Origin of the sequence: Ilumatobacter sp., from assembly GCF_049588435.1 — a bacterium.
Lineage (GTDB): Bacteria > Actinomycetota > Acidimicrobiia > Acidimicrobiales > Ilumatobacteraceae > Ilumatobacter_A.
Map to the genome: position 1 here is coordinate 1 of NZ_JBAVYV010000276.1, position 19,786 is coordinate 19,786.

The window sequence follows — 19,786 nt, forward strand, 5'->3', positions numbered from 1 at the left end:
GTTGAGCGACGTGAGCCTCGGCCACATCCTCGGTGCACTCGACGACACGTCGATGTGGGATGACACCGTCGTGGTGTTCACCGCCGACCACGGCGACCAGTGCGGGTCCCACAAGCTCCGTTCCAAAGGTCCCTGGAACTACGACGAAACAATGCGAATTCCGCTGTATGTGGTCGCCCCCGAGCTGACGACCCCGAAGTCGCAGTGCGACGCAGTCACTAGCCATGTCGATCTCGCCGCGACGGTGGCTGAACTGGGCGGCGTCGACGTCGACGACACACCGAGCCTCGTCGGCACGAGTCTCCTGCCGCTGTTCAACGATCCCAGTAGGACACTTCAGGACTACATCTTGTTCGCCCAGGACTGGCCGTGGTACGGCGGTGTCGAAATGACCAGGTACGCATCAAGCGGCATCTTCGATGGCCGATACAAATACTGCCGGTACTACGGCGTCGGCGGGGGCCACGACGTTGCCGGGCTCCCACTTCCCGGCGAGAAGGTGTACGACGTCGACGCCGACTTCGACGACCACGACCACGAGTTGTACGACCTCCAAGAAGACCCGCACGAAATCGTCAACCTCGCGCACGATCGCGGTCGCCGTACGGACCTGCGGCGTCGCTTCGACGAACTCATGGACATCGAGCGGACCGCCTACGCACCGATCGCTCAATAGCGACCCATCACTTCGCCAGACAGGCAGCACCAAGTCAGGCCGGGCCGCCCATTCTCCCTACGAACCGAAGCCAGGACGGCCACGACAGCAGACCAGTCGGGGCCGCCGTCGAGCGAGCCCGTCGGTGAGCGAAGCGCATCGCATCGCTCGGAAATGTTCAGAAGGGCGCGTCGCCCAACCCGCCCTCTATCGGCACGGATGTGCTCGGCGAGGTGCGCGAGATTGTGCAAGTGGTGGGTGTCCTCGTCCGGGCGCTCTTCGCTGCCGGATAGGGGCGGCGTCAAGCGGTCCGGCTGTGAACATTCTGATCGATCCATCGGGTCCAGACCTCGACGGCGGCGGGGGCTGGGAAGCGGTGACCGAACGCTCGTGATGATCTGAACGTCGTCGTGGCACGAACAAGGTTGGTGAACGTCGTCCTCGAGACTCGGGCATCCGCAGCGCCCCTCAAGGCGGCCAGTTTGGGGAACCGTCGTGCTCTTGGCGCGACGAGTGCGTTGCTTGCGGTGATCGTTTCGAGCTGGAGTCACCTGCGTGGTGGTGGTTCGGCCAGCGGAATCGCCGACCTCGTTCCACTCCTGATTGCTGCACCGATCGTTGGCGCCATCATCGGGCCGCGTCGATGGTCGTTCGGCGCGCTGATCTCGGCGCTGGTTGTTCTTCAGCCCGCTGTCCACCTGGCCATGTCGCGCCACGAATCTGGGATGGACGGGTCGTCCCCGATGTCGATGGTCCAGCACGGATCGAACCCGTGGGCGATGGTGGTGATGCACGCCGTCGGGGTCGTGATCGTGGCGGTGACGCTGCGCTACGGATGGCGATGGCTCTCGACGATGCCTGCTGTTCTGGCAGCAGCGATCGGACCGCAGCGGATCACGGTGTCGTGGCGAACGCCGTACATGTCGATGCTTGCGACGGAGTGCTTCCGAGCACCGTCGGCGCCGCGACGCGTGACCAACTGGAGCCGGGGACCGCCTCGCTGATCGATCACTCACCCGCGGGCGTTTCAACGGCCCTCGAAAGATCGATCAAACACACCCCTCTTCAGAAAGACAATCATCATGAGCACTTCCGCACGCGTGCGGCGGTTCGGCGCGGCCTTCGTGGTCGCCGTCGGTCTCGCCGCCGTCCCGGCAACATCAGCAAGCGCACACGTCTCGGTCTCCTCCACCGACGCCGCCCCTGGCGGCTTCGGCAAGGTGGTTTTCCGTGTACCGAGCGAGTCCGAAACGGCCAAGACCGTCTCGATCAGTGTCTCGCTTCCGATCGACACACCCTTTGCGTTCGTTAGTACCCAGGCCGTTCCGGGCTGGGACGTCGAGACCACAAGCGAAACACTTCCCGAACCCGTCGAATTCGGCGGCTTCACCGTGACCGAAGCGGTCACGGCCGTCACCTGGACCGCTGTGTCCGACGACAGCGCGCTGGGACCCCATGAGTTCAGCGAGTTCGCGATCTCGGCGGGCCCGTTCCCTTCCGATGTCGGTGAGATGGTGTTCCCGGCCACACAAACATATTCGGACGACGACGTCGTCGAGTGGGCTGACCCAGTGGTCGAAGGCGAAGAGGAACCGGAGCGACCTGCGCCGGTACTGGCACTCGCCTCGACGTCTGAGACAGCAGATGCGAGTACAACGTCTGCTGACGCTGCCGAATCCACCGATGCTGTCCAAGCCGCTGTCGTGGAGTCGGGTCCCAGCGAGTCCGACACCCTCGCCCGAATCTTGGGCGGTCTCGGACTCGTCCTCGGGGTCGTCGTACTCGCGTGGGTCGGTGCCTCGCGACGTTCAACGGTGACGTCGACGTGAATCGCTGGTTCGCTGCGGCGGTGACGTTCTCGGCGCTGTGCGTCGTGACCCTCACCGCCACGGCGACCGCGCAGGCGCACGCCTCGCTCGAGTCGTCGAATCCCGCAGAGGGATCCGTCGTCACCGTCTTGCCCGACGTGGTCGAACTGACCTTTACCGAGGTCGTCGGTTTGCCAGCCGACGTGGCGGTGACCGATCCGAATGGCGTCAGCGTCGGAAGTGGCGAGGTGTCCGTCGTCGACCGCGCCGCATCACAACCAATCGCGGTGTCCGATCCGCAACCCGGCGCGTACGTCATCGCATACCAGGTGACGTCCGCTGATGGCCATCCGATCTCGGGCAGGCTGACCTTCACACTCGACGCACCGAGCGGTGCACCGTCAACGGCCGCGATCGTGCCCGCGGACACCGGTGCGGCAGCCACAACCAGCCTCCCAGTCCAATCCGTCGACACACCCACCACAGTCGGCCACGACTCGATGTCATCGCACACGACACCGCCGACCGCTGTGGCGACCACGACCACGACGCCGGCGCGGGTCGTCGCCGCACCCGTGTCGCCGTCGCAGACGCCGGGCAGTGAATCCGGGGACTCCAACCCGACTGTCATCGTGACGCTGCTGATCGCCGCAGCTGCCGGGGTCACGATCGCCGGCCTTGCTGTCCGTCGTGCCGCCCGACGGACGACGGCGAAGACGGAACCCTCGGCGACGTGAGCGAGCGTCAGACTCCCAGCGTCGCAGCGGGCTGGGTGGCCGGCATCGCGGTAGCCATCATCAGCACTGCTGCTGTTGCGCTGATCCTGGGCGGCGGTGCGCCGACTGCGCCGCCGCCCGGAATCGCAGACCCGGGGCGACTGTTCCCCTGGCTCTCAGCGGTGCTGCCGGCACTGCGAACGGCCACCCTGATCGCGACGATCGGCTTCGTCGCCGTCGCCATCACGGCGACGCCCGAGCAACGCGATGAGCTGCGCCGGGGCGCAACCCTGTCGTCACTCGCGTGGGTCGTGGCAATCGCGCTTCAAGCCGTATGTCTCGCAGCAGAACTTCACGGACGAGCACCCATCCTCGGGTCCCCCCAGATGCGAGGGCTCCTCATGTCCGGTGGCATCGTGGGCATTCTCGCGCTCGTCATCGATCGGGCACGGCGTTTCCCATGGATCGAGTTCGTGATCGTCATCGCCGCCATCGTGCCCACCGTCGTCGTCGGCCATGCGCGCACGACCGGCGCCCCGCTGCTTTCGTCCGTCGTGTTGACCGCCCACATTGCGGCCGCGTCGGCATGGATTGGCGGTCTGCTCGTACTGGCGTGGCTCGCTGTTCGGCGGCGACCGTGGTGGTACCTTCATCTCGCCGGATTCTCGAGGCTTGCGGCGACGTCAGTCGTCGTCGTGGCCGTCACCGGTCTCATCGCAGCGTTGAGCCGGCTCGACACTCCGAGCCAACTGCTCACCAGCGGATACGGCGCGATCGTCGCACTCAAGACCGTCCTGCTCTCCGGACTAGTCGGATTCGGTCAACTGCAGCGCCGCTATGTCGTTGCACGACGCGGCGATTCGCCACCCACATTCGTGCTCGTCGCCGGTGCCGAACTGACAGTCATGGCCGTCGTGATCGCGTTGGCCACCGCCCTGGCGCAGACACCGCCACCCACCTGACAAGGACGCCCCCGCAATCAGAACATCGCCGAGCCGACTGCTGACAGCCTGAGCGCTATCAGGCACGTCGGTGCTCGGCTACGTGCTCGAGAATGGCTGGATGGTCGGTACGCCAAATGCTCCTTGATCGATGAATCAATCGATGGACCGGACGCGGATTCCTCTGATCGGCGCGAAGTACTTCCGGTTCCGCGTCACGACGCTGAAACCTCGCTCGAGAGCCGTTACTGCGATCAGCGCATCGGGGAGTCGAGTTCCCGACTCCCCGAGGTCCGAGATCAACCGGTCGCCGACCCACCCACTTCCCGCTGGCGGATATGACTCTCGATCAGCGTTTCCAGTCTTGCTGATATGCCCTTCCTGGCACGCCGAGTAGGAGAGCCAGAGGCTCATCAGCACGGGTTCAAGTCTGGTCGCTGGCGTTCGCCGCTGCGATCCGTCTGGCCGGTCAGTTCAGGTTGGCCGATGCGATGATGTCCCCGTTCGAGGTGGTGATGTCGATGCGGGCTGTGTCTTCCCGCAGCAAGGCAGCATTGAAGCGGCATTTCATCAAGACGTCGGGAACAGATTGAAACGACCCGGCCGCAAGCGTGGCGCCGTCGAGGTCGATGTAGACAACGTCGTACCGGTTGCCGGCTGGAAGGTCGGCGATGTCGAGCATGAGTTCGCCTCCCCATGAGTGGTCGATGAGTGCGGATCGGCTGATGGTCCCCGATGGGCCGCTCCCTGTCGGGACGAAGGCGATCTCTTCGATCGCGCTGGGGTCGAACCCCGTGGTGTCCGAGTTCGTGTCGTCCGTTCCGGTGAGTCCGATCGTGGCGGCGCTGCCAACGACGAGACCGGTGCCCGCTGCAACGGCGCCGAACACCAGCGCTCGGCGGCTTGTTCTCGATCGGCTCGGAGCGGCCGAGATCGGCGTGGCGGTTTCGGCTCGGTCGATGCGGGCGTGGCCGAGGGCGAGGTTGCGGATCGTCTCGATACCTGCGTCGGTGGGAACGCGGTCGTTGTCGTGGCCGACGGCGTCGCTCAGCGCTTGCTCGAGGTGGTCGCGATCGTTCGGGCTCATCGTGACACTTCTTTCATGAAGGTCCGGAGGCGGCTCATTGCTCGGGATTGTGCGGTCCGGACAGCGCCGGGTGTCCGGTCGGTCAGCTCTGCCACCGTGTCGGCGTCGAGTCCGTAGACGACGCGCAGTTCGAGCAGTTCTCGCTCGCTGGAATCGAGCTGATCGAAGGCGTCCCGAAGGGCGGCGGTTTCCTCATTCTGGAGAATGCGGTTGTCGAGGTCAACGGCGTGCGCGGTCGAGGGTCCCTCGTCGCTGGAGTTGAGCGGGCGCTCCCGGTCGGCGGTCCGGTAGGTCTCGTAGATCACGTTGCGGGTGATCCCGAATAGCCAGCCGTCGATGCCGGCCGACCCGAGCGTAAAACGGTCGATGCTTGACATCGCTCGGGCGAACGCTTCATGGATTGCGTCGTCGGAGCGTGATGGGTCGGCCAGGCGGCGTCGTGCATAGGTGGCGAGCTTGGGGTAGACGTGGCGGTAGATCGCCTCCCACGCGTCCGGGTCGTGGGACCGTGCTCGTTCGACGAGGTGTGCAAGTGCTAGGTGCTCGGGCATCTGCTGACGATCATGTCGGCTCCATCTCGCCGAAGCGGATGCGGGTCGGTCTTCGGCGCGCAGCGACGTGGTGAGTCTCGCGGCAGGCGGGCGTGTCGGAGACCCCACAGTACGTCGTTCGTCCGTTCGATCGGTTGCGAGAGTCACGTGCTTCTCGTTTCCTGCCTTCCGAGGCGCATTGCGACTGCTGCTGGTTCACGAATTCGAGATGGTCTGGTGCCTCGTGGTGACGAGGCACCAGCCCATCTCGTTGTCGTTGATCGGCGCTCTCAACCCGGCGGGCCGGGCGAAGCTGGACTAGACGTTCTCTCCGTCGACGGTGAACGTGCCACCGTCGTTGAACAGGTCAGGACCGTCAGGCGCATCGTTGCCCGACGCGTCCGTACCGGTCACCGACATTGTTCCGCCAGCGGAGTTCCACAGTCCGCCACCTTCGGCGGTTGCGATATTGCCGGTGACCGTCGAGTCGGTGACCGTGACGGTCCCGACGCCGGTGAGGTGGAGCCCTCCACCGTTGCCAGGTGATTCGCCGGTCGAGTTCGCCGACATCTCGACGGACATCAGTGTCGTGGTGCCTTCGTTGGCTTCGATGCCGCCGCCGGCGCGGACTGATGTGTTGTTGGTGATGACGGTGTCGGTGACGGTGAGGTCGCCGAGGTTGTTGAGAATGCCGCCGCCCGAACCGGCTTCACCATCGGCGATGTTGGCGTCGATGGTTCCGCCATTGACGGTCATCGTGCCGCCGTCGTTGTACAGTCCGCCACCTCCAGAATCAGGGGCGGCGCCGTTCGCCGTGTTTCCCTCGATCATCGTGTTCGTGATCTCGAACGTGCCACCGGCGGAGTTCCACAGTCCGCCGCCCTCAGCGGTCGCTGTGTTGCCAGCGACCGTCGAATCAGCAACGGTGACAGTTCCCGCACCGGTCAGATGCAGCCCCCCACCATTGCCGGGCCCGTCCCCCGTCGAGTTGCCCGACAATTCGACGGCCATCAGGGACGTCATGCCTTCGTTCGCCTCGATCGCGCCACCAGCTCTGGTGGCCGACGAGTTGGTCAGAGCGCTGTCGGCGATCGATAAGGCGCCCGCATCGTTGAACACGGCGCCACCCGAGGCACCCTCGCCCTCGACGAGGCCATTAATCATCGTGATGTTGCTCAAGTCGAGCGATACGCCCTGCACGTGGAACACGCGATCGAGTCGATCGGCGTCGATGACCCAGCCGCCGCCCTCGATCACCAGATCGTCGGTGATGTCGAAGTCACCGGTCGCATTGGCATCTTCGTCGGCGCCAGCCGTTGCGAGAGTCACGTCGGAGCTGAGCGAGATGGTCTGCTCGCCATCGATCGCATTGGCCTCATCGACTGCTGCACGCAAAGTGCAAGAGCCTTCGTCGGTTGCGCAGACGCCGTCGCCGGGATCGGCGTCTGCAGCGTCGCCGGCATCTTCGACGATGTAGGGCGAGTCGTCGGCGATCGGAACGTCGGTCGCTGGCGCATCGGTCGAGGGAGGATCGGTCGCTGGTGCTTCGGCTTCGGCCGGCTCGGCCGTCGTGGCGGGAGCGTCTGACGCTGCGGGTTCGGTGTCGTCGGAGTCGCTCCCGCAACTGGCTGCTGCGACAGCGAGAACCGCTACGGCTGCGGTACCGAAGCGGCGCGACCTCGTGCGGGAGGGGGTGGTGCGTTGAGGGGACAAAGGATTCTCCTTGTGAAGTCGACAACGCCGAACTGCGCCGCCATCAACACATGCGGACAATGGGGCTCGTGTTACAGAATGTCTGCAGATACCTGACAACGAGCGGCGGCCGCAGAGCTCGGCTGCGCCATCCGGAGCGCCGACGGGTCCCCACCATTCAGCGGCACCACCGCCCCGTGTCGAGAGTCCGCTCGAGGAGCAGCAAGAACCGCTCCAGAACATTCACCCTCCCGTTCCCCGACGACTGCGCGAGATCGGCACGTCGGGGCTCGGTCAGGTGCTCGAGATCGTGCGCTTACTCGCAGGCGGCCCCTGCGGTGCGGCGCTGAGTCAGCTTGCCGATTCGAGTCGGTACTCGCGTAGCAATCGCCCTTGTCCTGGCGCTGAGGCCGTTTCGATACCTCGGAGTACGTCAGGGTCGAGGTCGACACCGTTCGGCCAGCTGACCGTTCCTGCGATCTGATCGACGGAGACGGTCGAGAACACATCGTCGTCATCGATGCTGGCGAGGATTCCCGGAAGTGCCCCGGCGAAATCGATCTCACGGACGACAGCATCGGTGAACTCGACGCGCAGTACTCGCGCTCCGAGGTGGTCAACAGCTGCGACGCGTGTGAGTTCGGCCATGGGGCCAATCCTACTGGAGGGGCTCGATGGGGTTCAGGCTGGTTGGTTCCTGAGCCAGTTCCCAGTCTGCGAGAAGCTCATCATGGTGAAGTGTGCGCCATTGCTCGACGAGCTTGGCGGCGGTCTTGGGGAGGCCGCCGCGCACGATGCAACCGTCGTCGATCTGGACGAGCGCCTCGTGCTCGCCGTAGATCGCGTGGAAGTGCGGAGGGTTGTGATCCGCGAAGTACATGTAGATCGCGATTCCGTAGAACTCGCTGAGGCGAGGCATCAACTCACGCTAGGCCGAGCGCTGCTCGTCGAGTTGACCTCGAGCAGGTTTGGACCCCCGATTGCACGCATATCAACGCACCCGGCTTGCCCACTCACCCGAGCAGTACGGCACGGATGTGCTCGGCGAGGTGCGCGAGATTGTGCAGATGCACGATCCGCGAGGAGCGCCAGAATGTGCGTCCCGGAACCGGCGTTTTGTGACACCGCTGCGCTCGGGCTACCTGGGGGTCGACGTGTCCATTCGGCGGAGTGAGATTTTGTTCTGTTGGAGGAGTGAGGGAATTCCGCCGTCACCGACGAGGTGGCCGGCACCGACGACCACGACGGTCGTCTCGCCGGTGGTGAGCATCGCGCTGATTCGGTTCACCCAGGAGCGATTTCGTGAGGTGACGAGCACGCGGAACAATTCGGGATAGGTCTGGACGAACCTGATGGTCTCATCGGTCAGCTCGGCGAGTGATCCTCGCCTCCAGGCGTGGGCCGGCCCGGTGCAGGTTCCGTGCGCATGTACCGAACGGTCGAGGGTCCAGGAGAGGTAGTCGAGCTCGACGTGCGTTTCGAGCGTTGAGAACAATCCGAAGGCGGCTTCGGGAGTGGCGTATTCGAAGTGCAGCGATACATCGACGTCGGCGGCGCACCGGTCGAGGAACGCTTCGATCCGCGTTGAGGGGTCGATGTCGCACGCCGTGCCGTGCGCTCCGTCGATGATCTGTGCGGCAAGCCACGGACGCATCGGTTCGAGGGCCGCACGATCGACACCGAGATGTGCGCAACCGCGAGTGAGGCGACGTTCGAGTTCGTCGTCGAGTCGAATCGACAGCGGTTCGTTCGAGAGCCCATGGGTGGCAAGCTGCGAACTGCCCGCCAGTTCAGTGGTCGGCGGAAACTCGCACCACACCGTTCGACACTCGGCGAGCGCCGCCTCCAACGCCGGGCTCGCCGATTCACGCGTCATGGCCGATTCGACGACCGTCCCGTACAAGAACACCGACGCAGCGTTGGAGCCAGAGACCTGCCACAGCGGCGGACCACTCATCGCAACAGCATCACACTTCAGCGCGCCCCAAATCGCTCGACTCCCGGCCGTCCCACTCCCGGCGTTTGGTGGCAGGGTTTCAGATCGCCGCAATCCGCTGCTGAAGCGCAGGCACCCAGTGGCCGCGATAGCGCTCTTGAAGCTCCTCGCGTAACCAGTCGGTGCTGGTCACCTCACCCCGACAAGTTGACGACCCGCAACGGCATTCCATCGTGAAGCCGTCGGCGCCTGACATGGTGCCGTAGTCGAGGGTGGCTTCTTGTCCAGCGGTGACATCGCGTCGGGTCGCGATCTCGAATGGTCCAACGACCCAGAGGGTCGGGTCGCAGCTGCGGTTGCCGAAGTGGATCGGGGTCTCCGTCGGAAGGACCAAGTGGGCGTCTTGGTACAGGGTGATTGAGACGACGTACGGAGCGGTCCGGTCAGTTTCAGCGTGTTGGATCAGCGCGGTGAGCTCCGCTGACGAGACGAGACGCCCTCCGAGTCGGATGACGACGGTCGCTGCGGAGACATCGCTGCTGAAGAACAGTCCGCGACCTTCGATTTGTCTGGCCTCTTTCGAGCCACACCACGGTCAGATGACCGACCGGCGGACAGTTCGTTAGAAGGCCAATCCGTTCGGGCGGCGGGCACTTGAAGAGCCCACCAGCCGGATCATCCGAACGCTACGGAACCGCCGCAGCGCACCTGCCATCATCAATCAGGCACTTGAACGAGCGTTTCGCTGCTTGGAAACACGCGGCGATTGCGTATTGATGGGTGGGGCGAGGGCGCGTAACGCGTCGCTTCGTGTCGAAGCAACGATCGGAGCGTCGGATGTCAGGAACGTCGCATTGTCATTGTTGGTTGTCGATTGTTGAGATGTCGGGAACTTGAACAGGGTGGTGGGCGACCTGGCCGCTGACCTCACTCGAACCGTTCGGGTGCTGCAACTGGAAAGAGGTCTACCTCCGATGGAAACCCTTCGTCACCGCAAACTCATCGTCGGCGCAGCCGTTGCGCTCGGGATCGGACTCCTCACGAGTGCCGGCACCGCATCTGCTCATGTCAGCATCGCTGAGGGCGAGGCGGTCGCGGGTGAATCGACCGTGCTGACGTTCGGATTCAGCCACGGTTGCGACGGCTCGCCAACCACCGAGATTCGAATCCAGATGCCCGAATCGATCCCCACGATCAGCCCGACGATCAACGCCAACTGGACTGCAGAGAAGGTGATGGAGGAGCTCGACGAACCAGTCGAGGGTGGTCACGGAACAACGTTGACCGAGCGTGTTTCCGAGGTTGTGTACACGGCAGTGAACCCGGTGGCTGACGGCTATCGAGACACGTTCGAGTTGAGCATGGCGATGCCGGCCGACGCCGCTGGTCAGACGATCTCGTTCCCGACGATCCAGACGTGCGAGGAAGGCGAGACCGCATGGATCGAGATCCCCGCCGAGGGGCAGGACCCCCATGATCTCGACGCCCCCGCGCCCGGGATTGCCGTAATTGCTGCGACCGATGATGGGGGCGAGCACAGTGGCGACGATGGCGACGACGCCAACGCTGCAGACGACGCAATTGTCGAGGAAGCGAGCGTCGAGCTGCCTGCAGAATCGGAGGACTCCTCCGACAACAGTGGCTCTGACGGCCTCGCGATCGGTGCTCTTGTCGTCGGCCTCCTCGCGCTCGTGATTGGTGGGACGGCGATCTGGCGCACGCGTTCGGCCTGATCGTCCGATGACCGCACCCACGAGGAGTTCAACAGTCGGTAGCGGGCTGTTCGGGCTCCTCGTGGTGCTCGCCGTCGTGATGGTGCTTGCCATTCCGGGCGTCGCCGCGGCACACGCAACACTCATTGCGATCGACCCCGCCGACGGCGTCGTGCTCGCGGACCAGCCGTCAGCTGTGACCCTGACGTTCAACGAACCTGTCTCGGTGTCAGGCGGTGTCGCTGTCTACGACCGCGACGGGCGTCGGATCGCGGATGATGCCGAGGCGACGAACGAGACGATCGAGATCGCGCTGCCCGACGATCTCGCGACCGGTACCTATCTCGTCACGTGGGACGTGTTGTCGGCGGACTCCCATCGAGTCACGGGCAGTTCCACCTTCAGCATCGGCGCACCGTCAGCTGGCGACCCGCCGGACGTGGCCTCGATCACCGAACCCGCCACAGCTCCCGGGACCGCTATCGCCCGAGTCGCGGCGACGGCGTGCTGGTATCTCGCGTCGATCACCTCGCTCGGCCTAGCGTTCTTCGGTCATCGATGGAGGCGCCTCGCCGGTTCGGGCGCTCCTGACTCAATCCAACGCCGGGCGATCACTCAGGCCTCGCGACGGCTCGCGAGCGTCGGCGTACTCGCAAGCGTCGGCATCCTCGCGAGCCGGACCGCTGAGCTGTCCGGAGAATGGTCGGCGGTGGTGTCGTGGACCTCGATTCGCAGTGTCGTGGGTGGTCCGATCGGTACCGGTTTGCTGGCCGTCGTGACCGGCCTTGTCGCTCTCTTCGCAGCACAACGGGTACGTGCGAACGCCCGCTTCACGACAACACTGCTCTGGGTGGGTGGTGCGCTCGTGCTGATCGGATTCACAGCCGACGGACACACCCGCTCAGCCGAACCGACATGGCTCGCTATCGCGAGCGACGCGATCCACGTCAGCGCTGGCGCGGTGTGGATCGGTGGCATCGCCGCACTCGGCATCTCGCGGTCCTCGACCGACTCAACAGCATGGAACCGTCGAACCCTCATCGACGTCTCGACGTGCGCGATCGTCGCGGTCACCGCTGTATTCGCAGCGGGGGTCGTTCTCGCTGTGCTGATCGTGCCGTCGGTCGGAGCGCTCGTATCCACCACCTGGGGACTTGCGCTGATAGTCAAGTCCAGTCTCGTGCTTGGACTCGTCGGGTTCGGCGCGTACAACCGATTCGTCCTGGTCCCCGTCCGCGGCATCGAAGAGGAGGAATTCACACCTCGACGAGAACTCCGACTGCGACGCACAATCGGAGCCGAACTCGCGCTCTTCACACTCGTGCTCGCAACCACCGGTTTCCTCGTTGGCGCCTCACCATTGGACACGTCATCGAGCAATACCCAACAGTCCGTCGAGGCGATCCGGGAAACCGTGCCGCTCTCGTCGGGCACCGCAAGCGTGCGGTTTGACCTCGCGCCAGCGACCGTCGGACGCAACGACCTCAACCTCGCGATCCAAGCCATGTCCGACGGCCTCGACGATCCGGCGCCCGAGTTCATCGAGGAACCTGTCATCCAACTGCGTGACCTCTCCGGTCGGATCGGCCCGATCGACCTAGCGGTCCATACGACCGGACCCGGCAACTACCACGTGGTCACCGATGTGCCTTTCGCAGGCGACTGGCGGTTGGAGGTGCGCGCACGAACCGGCGACTTCGAATCCGGCATCGCATGGCTCGACGTATCCATCCAGTGAACTCGCAACCCTCCCAAGCCCCGGATGCCACGGACCAGCAAGAGTGACTGATGCCCACCGGAACGGCAGCGAAATGCCACCCTCGGCTCCGGTACCTTGGCGCCGCCGTGACGCCGACAACCGCCCGGAAACGTGCGAAAACGGATGTCGCAGTACCTGGTCGACCAGATCGCCACCATCGACAACATTTCGGTGCGGACCGAAACCCAGGTCACCCACGTCGATGGCTCCGACCGGCTCGAACAGGTCGGTCTGGAGACTCCGACCGGCAAGATCGCTGCCGATGCGATCTTCGTGTTCATCGGTGCTCGTCCGCGCACCGAGTGGCTCGACACCGTGACCGCCCGCGACGAACGCGGGTTCATCATCACCGGTACCGCCTCGAAGCCGCCGACCGTTGGGGACAGGAACGCAGCCCGATGATCTACGAAACCAGCATGCCCGGGGTGTTCGCTGTCGACGACCGCGCGCTGTCGCTCAAGCGCGTGGCGTCTGCGGTGGGGGAAAGAGCAGTTTCCGTCCACCTCGTCCACAACTATCTGACACTTTGAATACACACCTCAATCACCCAACGCTGATGGGGTCGGCCGCCACCGCGCCACCGGCATCAGCACCGAACACGACGACAGATCAAGCTGCCAGGACACCAGAGGTGCTGTCCGCTGGCCACCGGAACTGTGATGCTGGTGGTCTGGATCGGCGCGGCTCTCTCCTGTGATTGATCGACGACGGCGCAAGTGGGTCTGCCGTCAAGCCCAGATGGAATCCCAATCCAGATGGCGGCAACGACCCATTGCACCCTGCTCTCGCCGACTCCGAAACCCTTCTGTCTCTGGCAGCGCGACGTTGACGATCGTCCCGTCCAAGAAGATCATCCCCAGACGGAATCAGGAAATCGCGGAGGCCTCGCTCGCTACTCACCTGATGGTTGACCGTCGAGCTTTGCATCCGATTGAACGGACGCGTCGACGAGCACATCGCCACCCTGACTGATCTTCACGCGTAGCGTCTCGCCTGCGCCGTTGAAGAACTCGTACCCATCGTCGAAGACCTTCTCCGTGACAACCAGATTCAGTGAGCCCTCCGATCGACCCGCGCGGATTTCGCGGTTCGCGAGGACGGTCAGGTCCTGAATCGCTCCCGCCGTGCTGGACGACTCCGGCGACGCGCTCACGACGTAGTCGAGCTGCGGCGCCGAATCGATGACGAGCGCAATGTCCGTGAGTGTCTCATCGGTCGGCGCGCCTCCGTCAAAGCTGACCTCGAAGCTCAACGACCCGGACTCAACCGAATACGAAGGCTCCGAGATCTCCAATCCGATCGACTGCTCAACCCCGTCGGACGAACCGGTCAGAATTGCGTTGGGCGGATCATCACCGAAACGATCGGACCACGTGTCCACAAAATCGTCTGTCGACATGCGACTCACGATCCGCTCCGGCCGGTCCGAGACCGCCAGCAACGATGGAGACACGCCCTGGAGGTCCAGCCCATCGGTGTCGATCACACCAATTTCGGCAGTCTGACCGAAGAACCATGCTGCGGTCGCCGATGTGTCGCCGTCGCCGTTTCCGCAGCCCGCTACCAACGTCGCCGCCACTGCCAGCGCCCCAACCCATCTCATGACAGGACTGTAGCGAGCCGCAGTACGTACGTTCCGGCGGAGGCTCGGTCGACAAGACACTGGGTGTCGCCAGCGGGCTCAGACGCTCGGTCGAGGGACCCGGATGGAGAATCAGCGTGTGCGAGTTCCCCGCGATGACTGGCGTGTCGGCGGGCGCGTGTTCGTGTTGTTGACCGTGTTGCTGGGTGTCCGAGCCGACGATTTCCGAGGACGGTTCGACAGTGCCCTACGCGGCGACGACTCTCGGGCCCCACGACCTTCACCGGGACGATCTGAGGAATACGAGAGGTGCTGTCCGCTGTCCGCCGTAACTGTTTCGCCTGCGATCTGGATCGGCGGGGCCCTGTCATGTGGTTGGTCATCGGCGTTGGATGAGGGCCCGGCCGCGCTCAAGCTCAGATGAAGTCTGCTAGTTCGGTTGCGGTGTGTGGGTTGGCGCGGCAAACGACGGTTCTCCCGGCTGCGGAGGTTGGTGGTCGCGGGGGAATCCGACCCAGCACAGCGCGAGGACGAGCGCTGTCAGCACACCGCACGTCGCAAGGGCGAGTTGGATGCCGTGCTTGAAGTCGGCCTCAGCGGCGTCGGCGATCGCCTCGTGTGTCGCTCCCGACGAGGCCGGCACCGGTCGGCTGGGGCCGATCTCGGCGGGGAACGCATGTGGGTTCGCGTGATCGATGATCTCGCTAGCGACGGCTGCGCGCTCGTCGGCGTTCGGCACGACCGGTTCCAGGCTGGTGTTCAAGGTGGCGCCAAGCCACGCCGCGATGATCGTTCCGAGTACGGCGTAGCCAGCCGCGGACCCCAACGCGCGCTGCGCATTGAGGATGCCCGACGCCATCCCGGCACGTTCTTCGGGGACCGAGCGCATTGCGATCGTGGTGGACGGCGTCACCGTGAACGACGTCGCGATGCCGGTCAGCGCGATGCAGATGATCACCAGCCCGAGGTGCACTTCGACTCCGACGACACCGATCAACATCGCGGCGGTGAAGACGCTCAGCCCGATGAGGATCAGCCGTCGTGCACCGACGGTTTTCATCCACGCGCCGACGCGTGGAGCGAAGATCATTTGTCCGATTGCGATCGGCAACAGAGCCAGACCGGTGATGAGCGGTGAAGCACCGCGTACGTTCTGCCAGCCCTGGGTCAAAATGAGCAGGATGCCGTAGAAGCAGAACAACACCGCGAACAGCACCACGTTCGCCAAGGTGTACGTGCGGTTCGCGAACAGCCGCAGATCCATCATCGGCCCGCTGTGTCGGAGCTCCCACACGACGAACGCGACCAATCCGATCACGACCGCCATCGCGGTCGTCACGATGCTCGTGCTCCGCCAGCCAGCGTGCGGCCCCTGGATCACGGTCCAGGCGAAGGCCATGATGGTCGCGATGTAGAGCACCTGACCAACCGGGTCGAGTCCGCGTTTGGCAGTGTCGTAGGACTCTGCGACGAACCCCGTCGTCAGGACCAGCGCTGCGACACCGACGGGAACGGTGACGAAAAAGACGCTGCGCCAGCCGACCAGGTCGGTCAAGATCCCGCCAAGCGTGGGCCCGAGTCCGAGCGCCGCTGCGGCAATCCCAGTCCAGATGCCGATCGCTCGCGCCTTTTCGTCAGGGTTGGTGAACGCAGCGCTCACGAGTGAGAGCGACGTGACGCTGACCGCGGCCGCGGCGAGACCCTGGACGCCTCGGGCTATGTTCAGCACGCCGAGAGTCGGGGCCATTCCGCACACGCACGAGGCAACAACGAAGACCGACAACCCGATCATGTACACCCGTCGGCGACCCCAACGGTCAGCGGCCGTTGCGCTCGTCATGATCAGTGCCGCCATGCCGATCGCATAGGCGGCAACGACCCATTGCACCCCGCTCTCGCCGACTCCGAAACCCTTTTGGATGTCGGGTAGCGCAACGTTGACGATCGTCCCGTCCAAGAAGATCATGCCCAGACCGAACGCGCTCCCGAGAACGGTCCCCCGCTGTGTGCGATTCACGTTGGCTGGCCCTGTCGGCCGGACCCGAGGTGCACCTCGGGTCTATCTCGACGGCTGCACCAGTCTGAGGTACGGCAACGGCGCCTCCCACCCGTCGGGATACTTCTCCGCCGCCGCATCATCGGACACGGACGGCACGATGATCACGTCGTCGCCCTGTTCCCAGTTGGCTGGCGTGGCGACCTGTTCGTTGGCCGTCAGTTGACACGAGTCAAGGATCCGGAGAATCTCGTCCACATTGCGACCCGTTGTCATCGGATATGTCAGCATCACCTTGATCCGCTTGTCCGGTCCGATGATGAACACCGTCCGTGCGGTGGCGTTGTCCGCCGCGGTGCGACCTTCGGAGGTGTCGCCGGCATCGTCGGGGAGCATGTCGTACAGCTTGACGATGTTGAGTTGAGGGTCGCCGATCAACGGGTAGTTGGGGGCGACGCCTTGCGATGACTCGATGTCGCCCGACCAACGTTGATGATCACTCACCCCGTCGACACTGATTCCGATGATCTTGCAGTTGCGCCGATCGAACTCGGGCTTCTGCTGCGCAAAAGCACCCAACTCCGTGGTGCAGACCGGCGTGAAGTCCTTCGGATGCGAGAACAGCACGACCCAACTGTCGCCGGCCCAGTCATGAAAACTGATCCGTCCCTCCGTCGTGTCCGCATCAAAGTCCGGTGCAAGCGAGTTCAAACGTACGTTCATGACCATCAATCCCTCGAAACTGTCGATGATTCGGCGACAACGACAGTACCAAAACTCGGGCATCGCTCTGAACGAACGCCCGACGGGAGACTCTCATGATCCGACTTGTCCACGAGGATGTGGGTCCGCTTCGGCTGCCAACGGAGCAGACGTCGCACATCGAGCGCACATAGCCCGCTTGAGGAGAGCGATGAGGCTCACCCGGTCAGCGACAAAGTGGCGTCGCCATCGACGCTGCCCGAAAATCCGCCATGCTGACAAATCGCGGACAAACGGGCGATTTCGGCGTTTCGGCCCCACGCCGACCTCACCCGAAAACGCCGTTGACCAGGGCCGGAGCCCTGGTCAACTGGAATTTCTTTGGTGTCGAAGATGGGACTTGAACCCACACGCCCATTAATAGGGCACTAGCACCTCAAGCTAGCGCGTCTGCCAATTCCGCCACTTCGACGTGGTGTTGGGCATGTGATGATAGCTGAGCCGAGGCCTGCTCCCACCGCGATTGCCGATCGTCAGCCCACCGGGAGGAGGAACGAGACCCCGAGGAGCGAGAAGATCCAGATCAACGCCAACACGAAGGTGATGCGGTTGAGGTTGCGCTCCGCCGCCGTCGATCCGAGCGCAGCTCCGCCGCCGCCACCGAACATGTCGGACAAGCCGCCCCCACGCCCGCTGTGCAGCAAGATGCCGGCGATCAGACCGAACATCGAAACGACGTTGATCACCAGGGAAACGTAGAGAATCACATCACGCACGGCATGGGATCCTATCGACGCACACCGCGACCACGGCGCAAAGAGATGACCAAGGCGACCTCATCGACTCAGTCGGGGAAATGGCATGCAACCGGGTGCCCCCGCCCGCGGTCGACGAGCTTGGGCTCTTCCTCCGCACACTTCGCCTCGGCCTTCCAACAGCGGGTCCGGAACCGACACCCCGAAGGTGGATCGACCGGGCTCGGCACATCGCCTTCGAGCATGATCCGCTCACGCGCTCGCTCACGCTTCGGATCGGCAACCGGAACGGCGGAGATCAGTGCCTGCGTGTACGGGTGGGACGGATTGTCGTAGATCGCGGTGCGGTCGCCCTCCTCGACGATCTTGCCGAGATACATCACGGCCACCCGGTCGGAGATGTGACGCACCACCGACAGGTCGTGCGCGATGAACACGTACGCGATGCCCATCTCGTCCTGCAGCTTCTTCAACAGGTTGATCACGCCGGCCTGGATCGAGACGTCGAGCGCGGAGACCGGCTCGTCGAGCACGATCACCTTCGGGTCGAGCACCAGTGCGCGTGCGATCCCGACACGCTGACGCTGACCGCCCGAGAACTCGTGTGGATAGCGGTTCGTGTGCTCGGGAGACAAGCCGACCACCTCGAGCAGTTCACGGATCCGTTCCTTGACCTGGGGACCCTTCCAACCGAAGTGCAGCTTCAGGGGCTCGGCAAGCGTCTCGCCGACCGTGCGACGCGGGTTGAGCGACGCGTACGGGTCCTGGAACACGATCTGCAATCGCTGCCGAATCTCGAGCATCTCCGACTTGGAGGCCTCGGCGAGATCGGTTCCCTCGAAGTCGACCGTTCCCGAGGTCGGAGTGATCAGATGGAGCAGCAGTCGTCCGGTCGTCGACTTGCCACAACCGGACTCGCCCACGAGGCCGAGCGTCTCGGATTCGTCGAGGCGCAGGTTCACGCCGGCGACCGCCGAGACTTCCGCGACCGTGCGACCGAAGACTCCGCCCTTGATCGGGAAATGCTTGACCAGATCGTTCGCCCGCAGGATCTCGGTGCTCATTCGCCCTCCCAATCGCCGCTCGTGAAGTGGCATGCGGACAGATGGCCATGGCCCTCGTCACGCAATGCCGGAACCGTCTCGCTACAGATCCCCGGAACCCGCGCGTACGGACAGCGGGGATGGAACGCACAACCCGACGGCCGGTTGATCAACGACGGCGGCGCGCCCTTGATCGGCACGAGCGGTTCGCTGTGGTCACCGAGCAGGTCGGGAACGCTCTTGAGCAGTCCCTCGGTGTACGGATGCGCGGTCTGGTAGAAGATCTCGTCGGCGGTGCCCTTCTCGACCTGGCGTCCCGCGTACATCACCATCATCTGGTCCGAGAGACCGGCAACGACGCCGAGGTCGTGGGTGATCAGCATGATCGCCGAGTCGATCTCGTCCTTGATCTCCACCAGCACCTCGAGCACCTGCGCCTGGACGGTCACATCGAGAGCTGTCGTCGGCTCGTCAGCGATCAGCAGGTCGGGCTCACACATGATCGCCATCGCGATCATCGCACGCTGACGCATTCCGCCGGAGAACTCGTGGGGGTGCATCCCCGCCCGTTTGCGCGGTTCGGGAATTCCCACGAGACCGAGCATCTCGACGGCACGGTCCTGCGCGGCCTTCTTGCTCATCCCGAGGTGGATCCGGCCCATCTCGGCGACCTGACGACCGACGGTGTGCACGGGATTGAGCGCCGTCAACGGGTCCTGGAAGATCATCGCGATCTCCCCACCACGGATCTTGCGCATCTCGTTCTCGCTCTTCTCGAGCAGGTCGTGGCCCTTCCACATGATCGATCCATTGCGGACCTTGACCGTCGGGAGCAGCCCCATGATCGTCATCGCCGTGACCGACTTGCCCGA

Annotated in this window: 21 protein-coding genes and 1 tRNA gene; 9 read left to right on the top strand and 13 right to left on the bottom strand. The window is 64.2% G+C overall.

From position 1 onward, the window contains the following. From WBV89_RS10785 to WBV89_RS10805, 5 genes are all read left to right on the top strand, one after another. Positions 1 to 676 (top strand): sulfatase family protein (locus WBV89_RS10785; RefSeq protein WP_423981352.1); only part of this gene is annotated, 676 nt, incomplete at its 5' end. Positions 677 to 1,380: 704 nt separating this feature from the next. Further along, a complete protein-coding gene (locus WBV89_RS10790) occupies positions 1,381 to 1,659 on the top strand; it encodes a hypothetical protein (RefSeq protein ID WP_423981353.1) in 279 nt (92 codons plus the stop codon). A 78-nt stretch (positions 1,660 to 1,737) separates the two neighbouring features. Continuing rightward, entirely contained in the window at positions 1,738 to 2,484 is a 747-nt protein-coding gene (locus WBV89_RS10795; RefSeq protein WP_423981354.1) for a YcnI family protein, read from the top strand. Continuing rightward, the gene (locus WBV89_RS10800) at positions 2,481 to 3,200 is read left to right on the top strand and encodes a copper resistance CopC family protein (protein WP_423981355.1); all 720 of its coding nucleotides are present in this window, start codon (positions 2,481 to 2,483) and stop codon (positions 3,198 to 3,200) included. The genes WBV89_RS10795 and WBV89_RS10800 overlap by 4 nt, the downstream gene beginning before the upstream one ends. After that, positions 3,197 to 4,141, top strand: a complete 945-nt coding sequence (locus WBV89_RS10805; protein WP_423981356.1) for a copper resistance D family protein — start codon at positions 3,197 to 3,199, stop codon at positions 4,139 to 4,141. The genes WBV89_RS10800 and WBV89_RS10805 overlap by 4 nt, the downstream gene beginning before the upstream one ends. Before the next feature lie 448 nt (positions 4,142 to 4,589). On the opposite strand, the gene WBV89_RS10810 is transcribed toward WBV89_RS10805, so the two are convergent. The 6 genes from WBV89_RS10810 to WBV89_RS10835 form a co-directional block, all read right to left on the bottom strand. Continuing rightward, positions 4,590 to 5,207, bottom strand: a complete 618-nt coding sequence (locus WBV89_RS10810; RefSeq protein ID WP_423981357.1) for a hypothetical protein — start codon at positions 5,205 to 5,207, stop codon at positions 4,590 to 4,592. Further along, positions 5,204 to 5,758, bottom strand: a complete 555-nt coding sequence (locus WBV89_RS10815) for an RNA polymerase sigma factor (protein ID WP_423981358.1) — start codon at positions 5,756 to 5,758, stop codon at positions 5,204 to 5,206. The genes WBV89_RS10810 and WBV89_RS10815 overlap by 4 nt, the downstream gene beginning before the upstream one ends. 297 nt (positions 5,759 to 6,055) lie before the next feature. Next, positions 6,056 to 7,450, bottom strand: a complete 1,395-nt coding sequence (locus WBV89_RS10820) for a hypothetical protein (protein WP_423981359.1) — start codon at positions 7,448 to 7,450, stop codon at positions 6,056 to 6,058. 330 nt (positions 7,451 to 7,780) lie between these two features. Next, positions 7,781 to 8,077, bottom strand: a complete 297-nt coding sequence (locus WBV89_RS10825) for a DUF2442 domain-containing protein (protein ID WP_423981360.1) — start codon at positions 8,075 to 8,077, stop codon at positions 7,781 to 7,783. Between the two features lie 10 nt (positions 8,078 to 8,087). Continuing rightward, positions 8,088 to 8,348 (bottom strand): DUF4160 domain-containing protein, encoded by a 261-nt coding sequence (locus tag WBV89_RS10830; RefSeq protein WP_423981361.1) that lies wholly within the window; start codon positions 8,346 to 8,348, stop codon positions 8,088 to 8,090. A 219-nt stretch (positions 8,349 to 8,567) separates the two neighbouring features. Next, positions 8,568 to 9,386, bottom strand: a complete 819-nt coding sequence (locus tag WBV89_RS10835) for a TraB/GumN family protein (protein ID WP_423981362.1) — start codon at positions 9,384 to 9,386, stop codon at positions 8,568 to 8,570. A gap of 953 nt (positions 9,387 to 10,339) precedes the next feature. On the opposite strand from WBV89_RS10835, the gene WBV89_RS10840 reads away from it, so the two are divergent. The 4 genes from WBV89_RS10840 (at position 10,340) to WBV89_RS10855 (ending at position 13,366) form a co-directional block, all read left to right on the top strand. Beyond that, positions 10,340 to 11,098, top strand: a complete 759-nt coding sequence (locus tag WBV89_RS10840) for a YcnI family protein (protein WP_423981363.1) — start codon at positions 10,340 to 10,342, stop codon at positions 11,096 to 11,098. 7 nt (positions 11,099 to 11,105) lie between these two features. Then, positions 11,106 to 12,815, top strand: a complete 1,710-nt coding sequence (locus tag WBV89_RS10845) for a copper resistance CopC/CopD family protein (protein ID WP_423981364.1) — start codon at positions 11,106 to 11,108, stop codon at positions 12,813 to 12,815. Positions 12,816 to 12,959: 144 nt separating this feature from the next. Beyond that, on the top strand, positions 12,960 to 13,238 hold the full coding sequence (locus tag WBV89_RS10850) for an FAD-dependent oxidoreductase (protein WP_423981365.1): 279 nt from the start codon (positions 12,960 to 12,962) through the stop codon (positions 13,236 to 13,238). Next, positions 13,235 to 13,366, top strand: coding sequence for a hypothetical protein (locus tag WBV89_RS10855; RefSeq protein WP_423981366.1), 132 nt, complete (start codon positions 13,235 to 13,237; stop codon positions 13,364 to 13,366). Before WBV89_RS10850 ends, WBV89_RS10855 begins: the two co-directional genes overlap by 4 nt. Positions 13,367 to 13,728: 362 nt before the next feature. On the opposite strand, the gene WBV89_RS10860 is transcribed toward WBV89_RS10855, so the two are convergent. The 7 genes from WBV89_RS10860 to WBV89_RS10890 all read right to left on the bottom strand — a co-directional run. After that, positions 13,729 to 14,235, bottom strand: a complete 507-nt coding sequence (locus WBV89_RS10860; protein ID WP_423981367.1) for a hypothetical protein — start codon at positions 14,233 to 14,235, stop codon at positions 13,729 to 13,731. 613 nt (positions 14,236 to 14,848) lie between these two features. Continuing rightward, a complete protein-coding gene (locus WBV89_RS10865; protein ID WP_423981368.1) occupies positions 14,849 to 16,435 on the bottom strand; it encodes a DHA2 family efflux MFS transporter permease subunit in 1,587 nt (528 codons plus the stop codon). A 42-nt stretch (positions 16,436 to 16,477) separates the two neighbouring features. Then, a complete protein-coding gene (locus WBV89_RS10870) occupies positions 16,478 to 17,137 on the bottom strand; it encodes a peroxiredoxin (protein ID WP_423981369.1) in 660 nt (219 codons plus the stop codon). Between the two features lie 361 nt (positions 17,138 to 17,498). Further along, positions 17,499 to 17,588, bottom strand: a tRNA-Leu gene (locus tag WBV89_RS10875). 61 nt (positions 17,589 to 17,649) lie between these two features. Continuing rightward, positions 17,650 to 17,892 carry a preprotein translocase subunit SecG gene (gene secG, locus WBV89_RS10880; protein WP_423981370.1) on the bottom strand — a complete coding sequence of 81 codons (243 nt, stop codon included), beginning with the start codon at positions 17,890 to 17,892 and terminating at the stop codon, positions 17,650 to 17,652. A 68-nt stretch (positions 17,893 to 17,960) separates the two neighbouring features. Further along, positions 17,961 to 18,935: an ABC transporter ATP-binding protein gene (locus WBV89_RS10885; protein ID WP_423981371.1), complete on the bottom strand. Its 975-nt coding sequence runs from the start codon at positions 18,933 to 18,935 to the stop codon at positions 17,961 to 17,963. Next, on the bottom strand, positions 18,932 to 19,786 hold an 855-nt coding region (locus tag WBV89_RS10890; protein ID WP_423981372.1), incomplete at its 5' end, for an ABC transporter ATP-binding protein. The genes WBV89_RS10890 and WBV89_RS10885, both read right to left, overlap by 4 nt.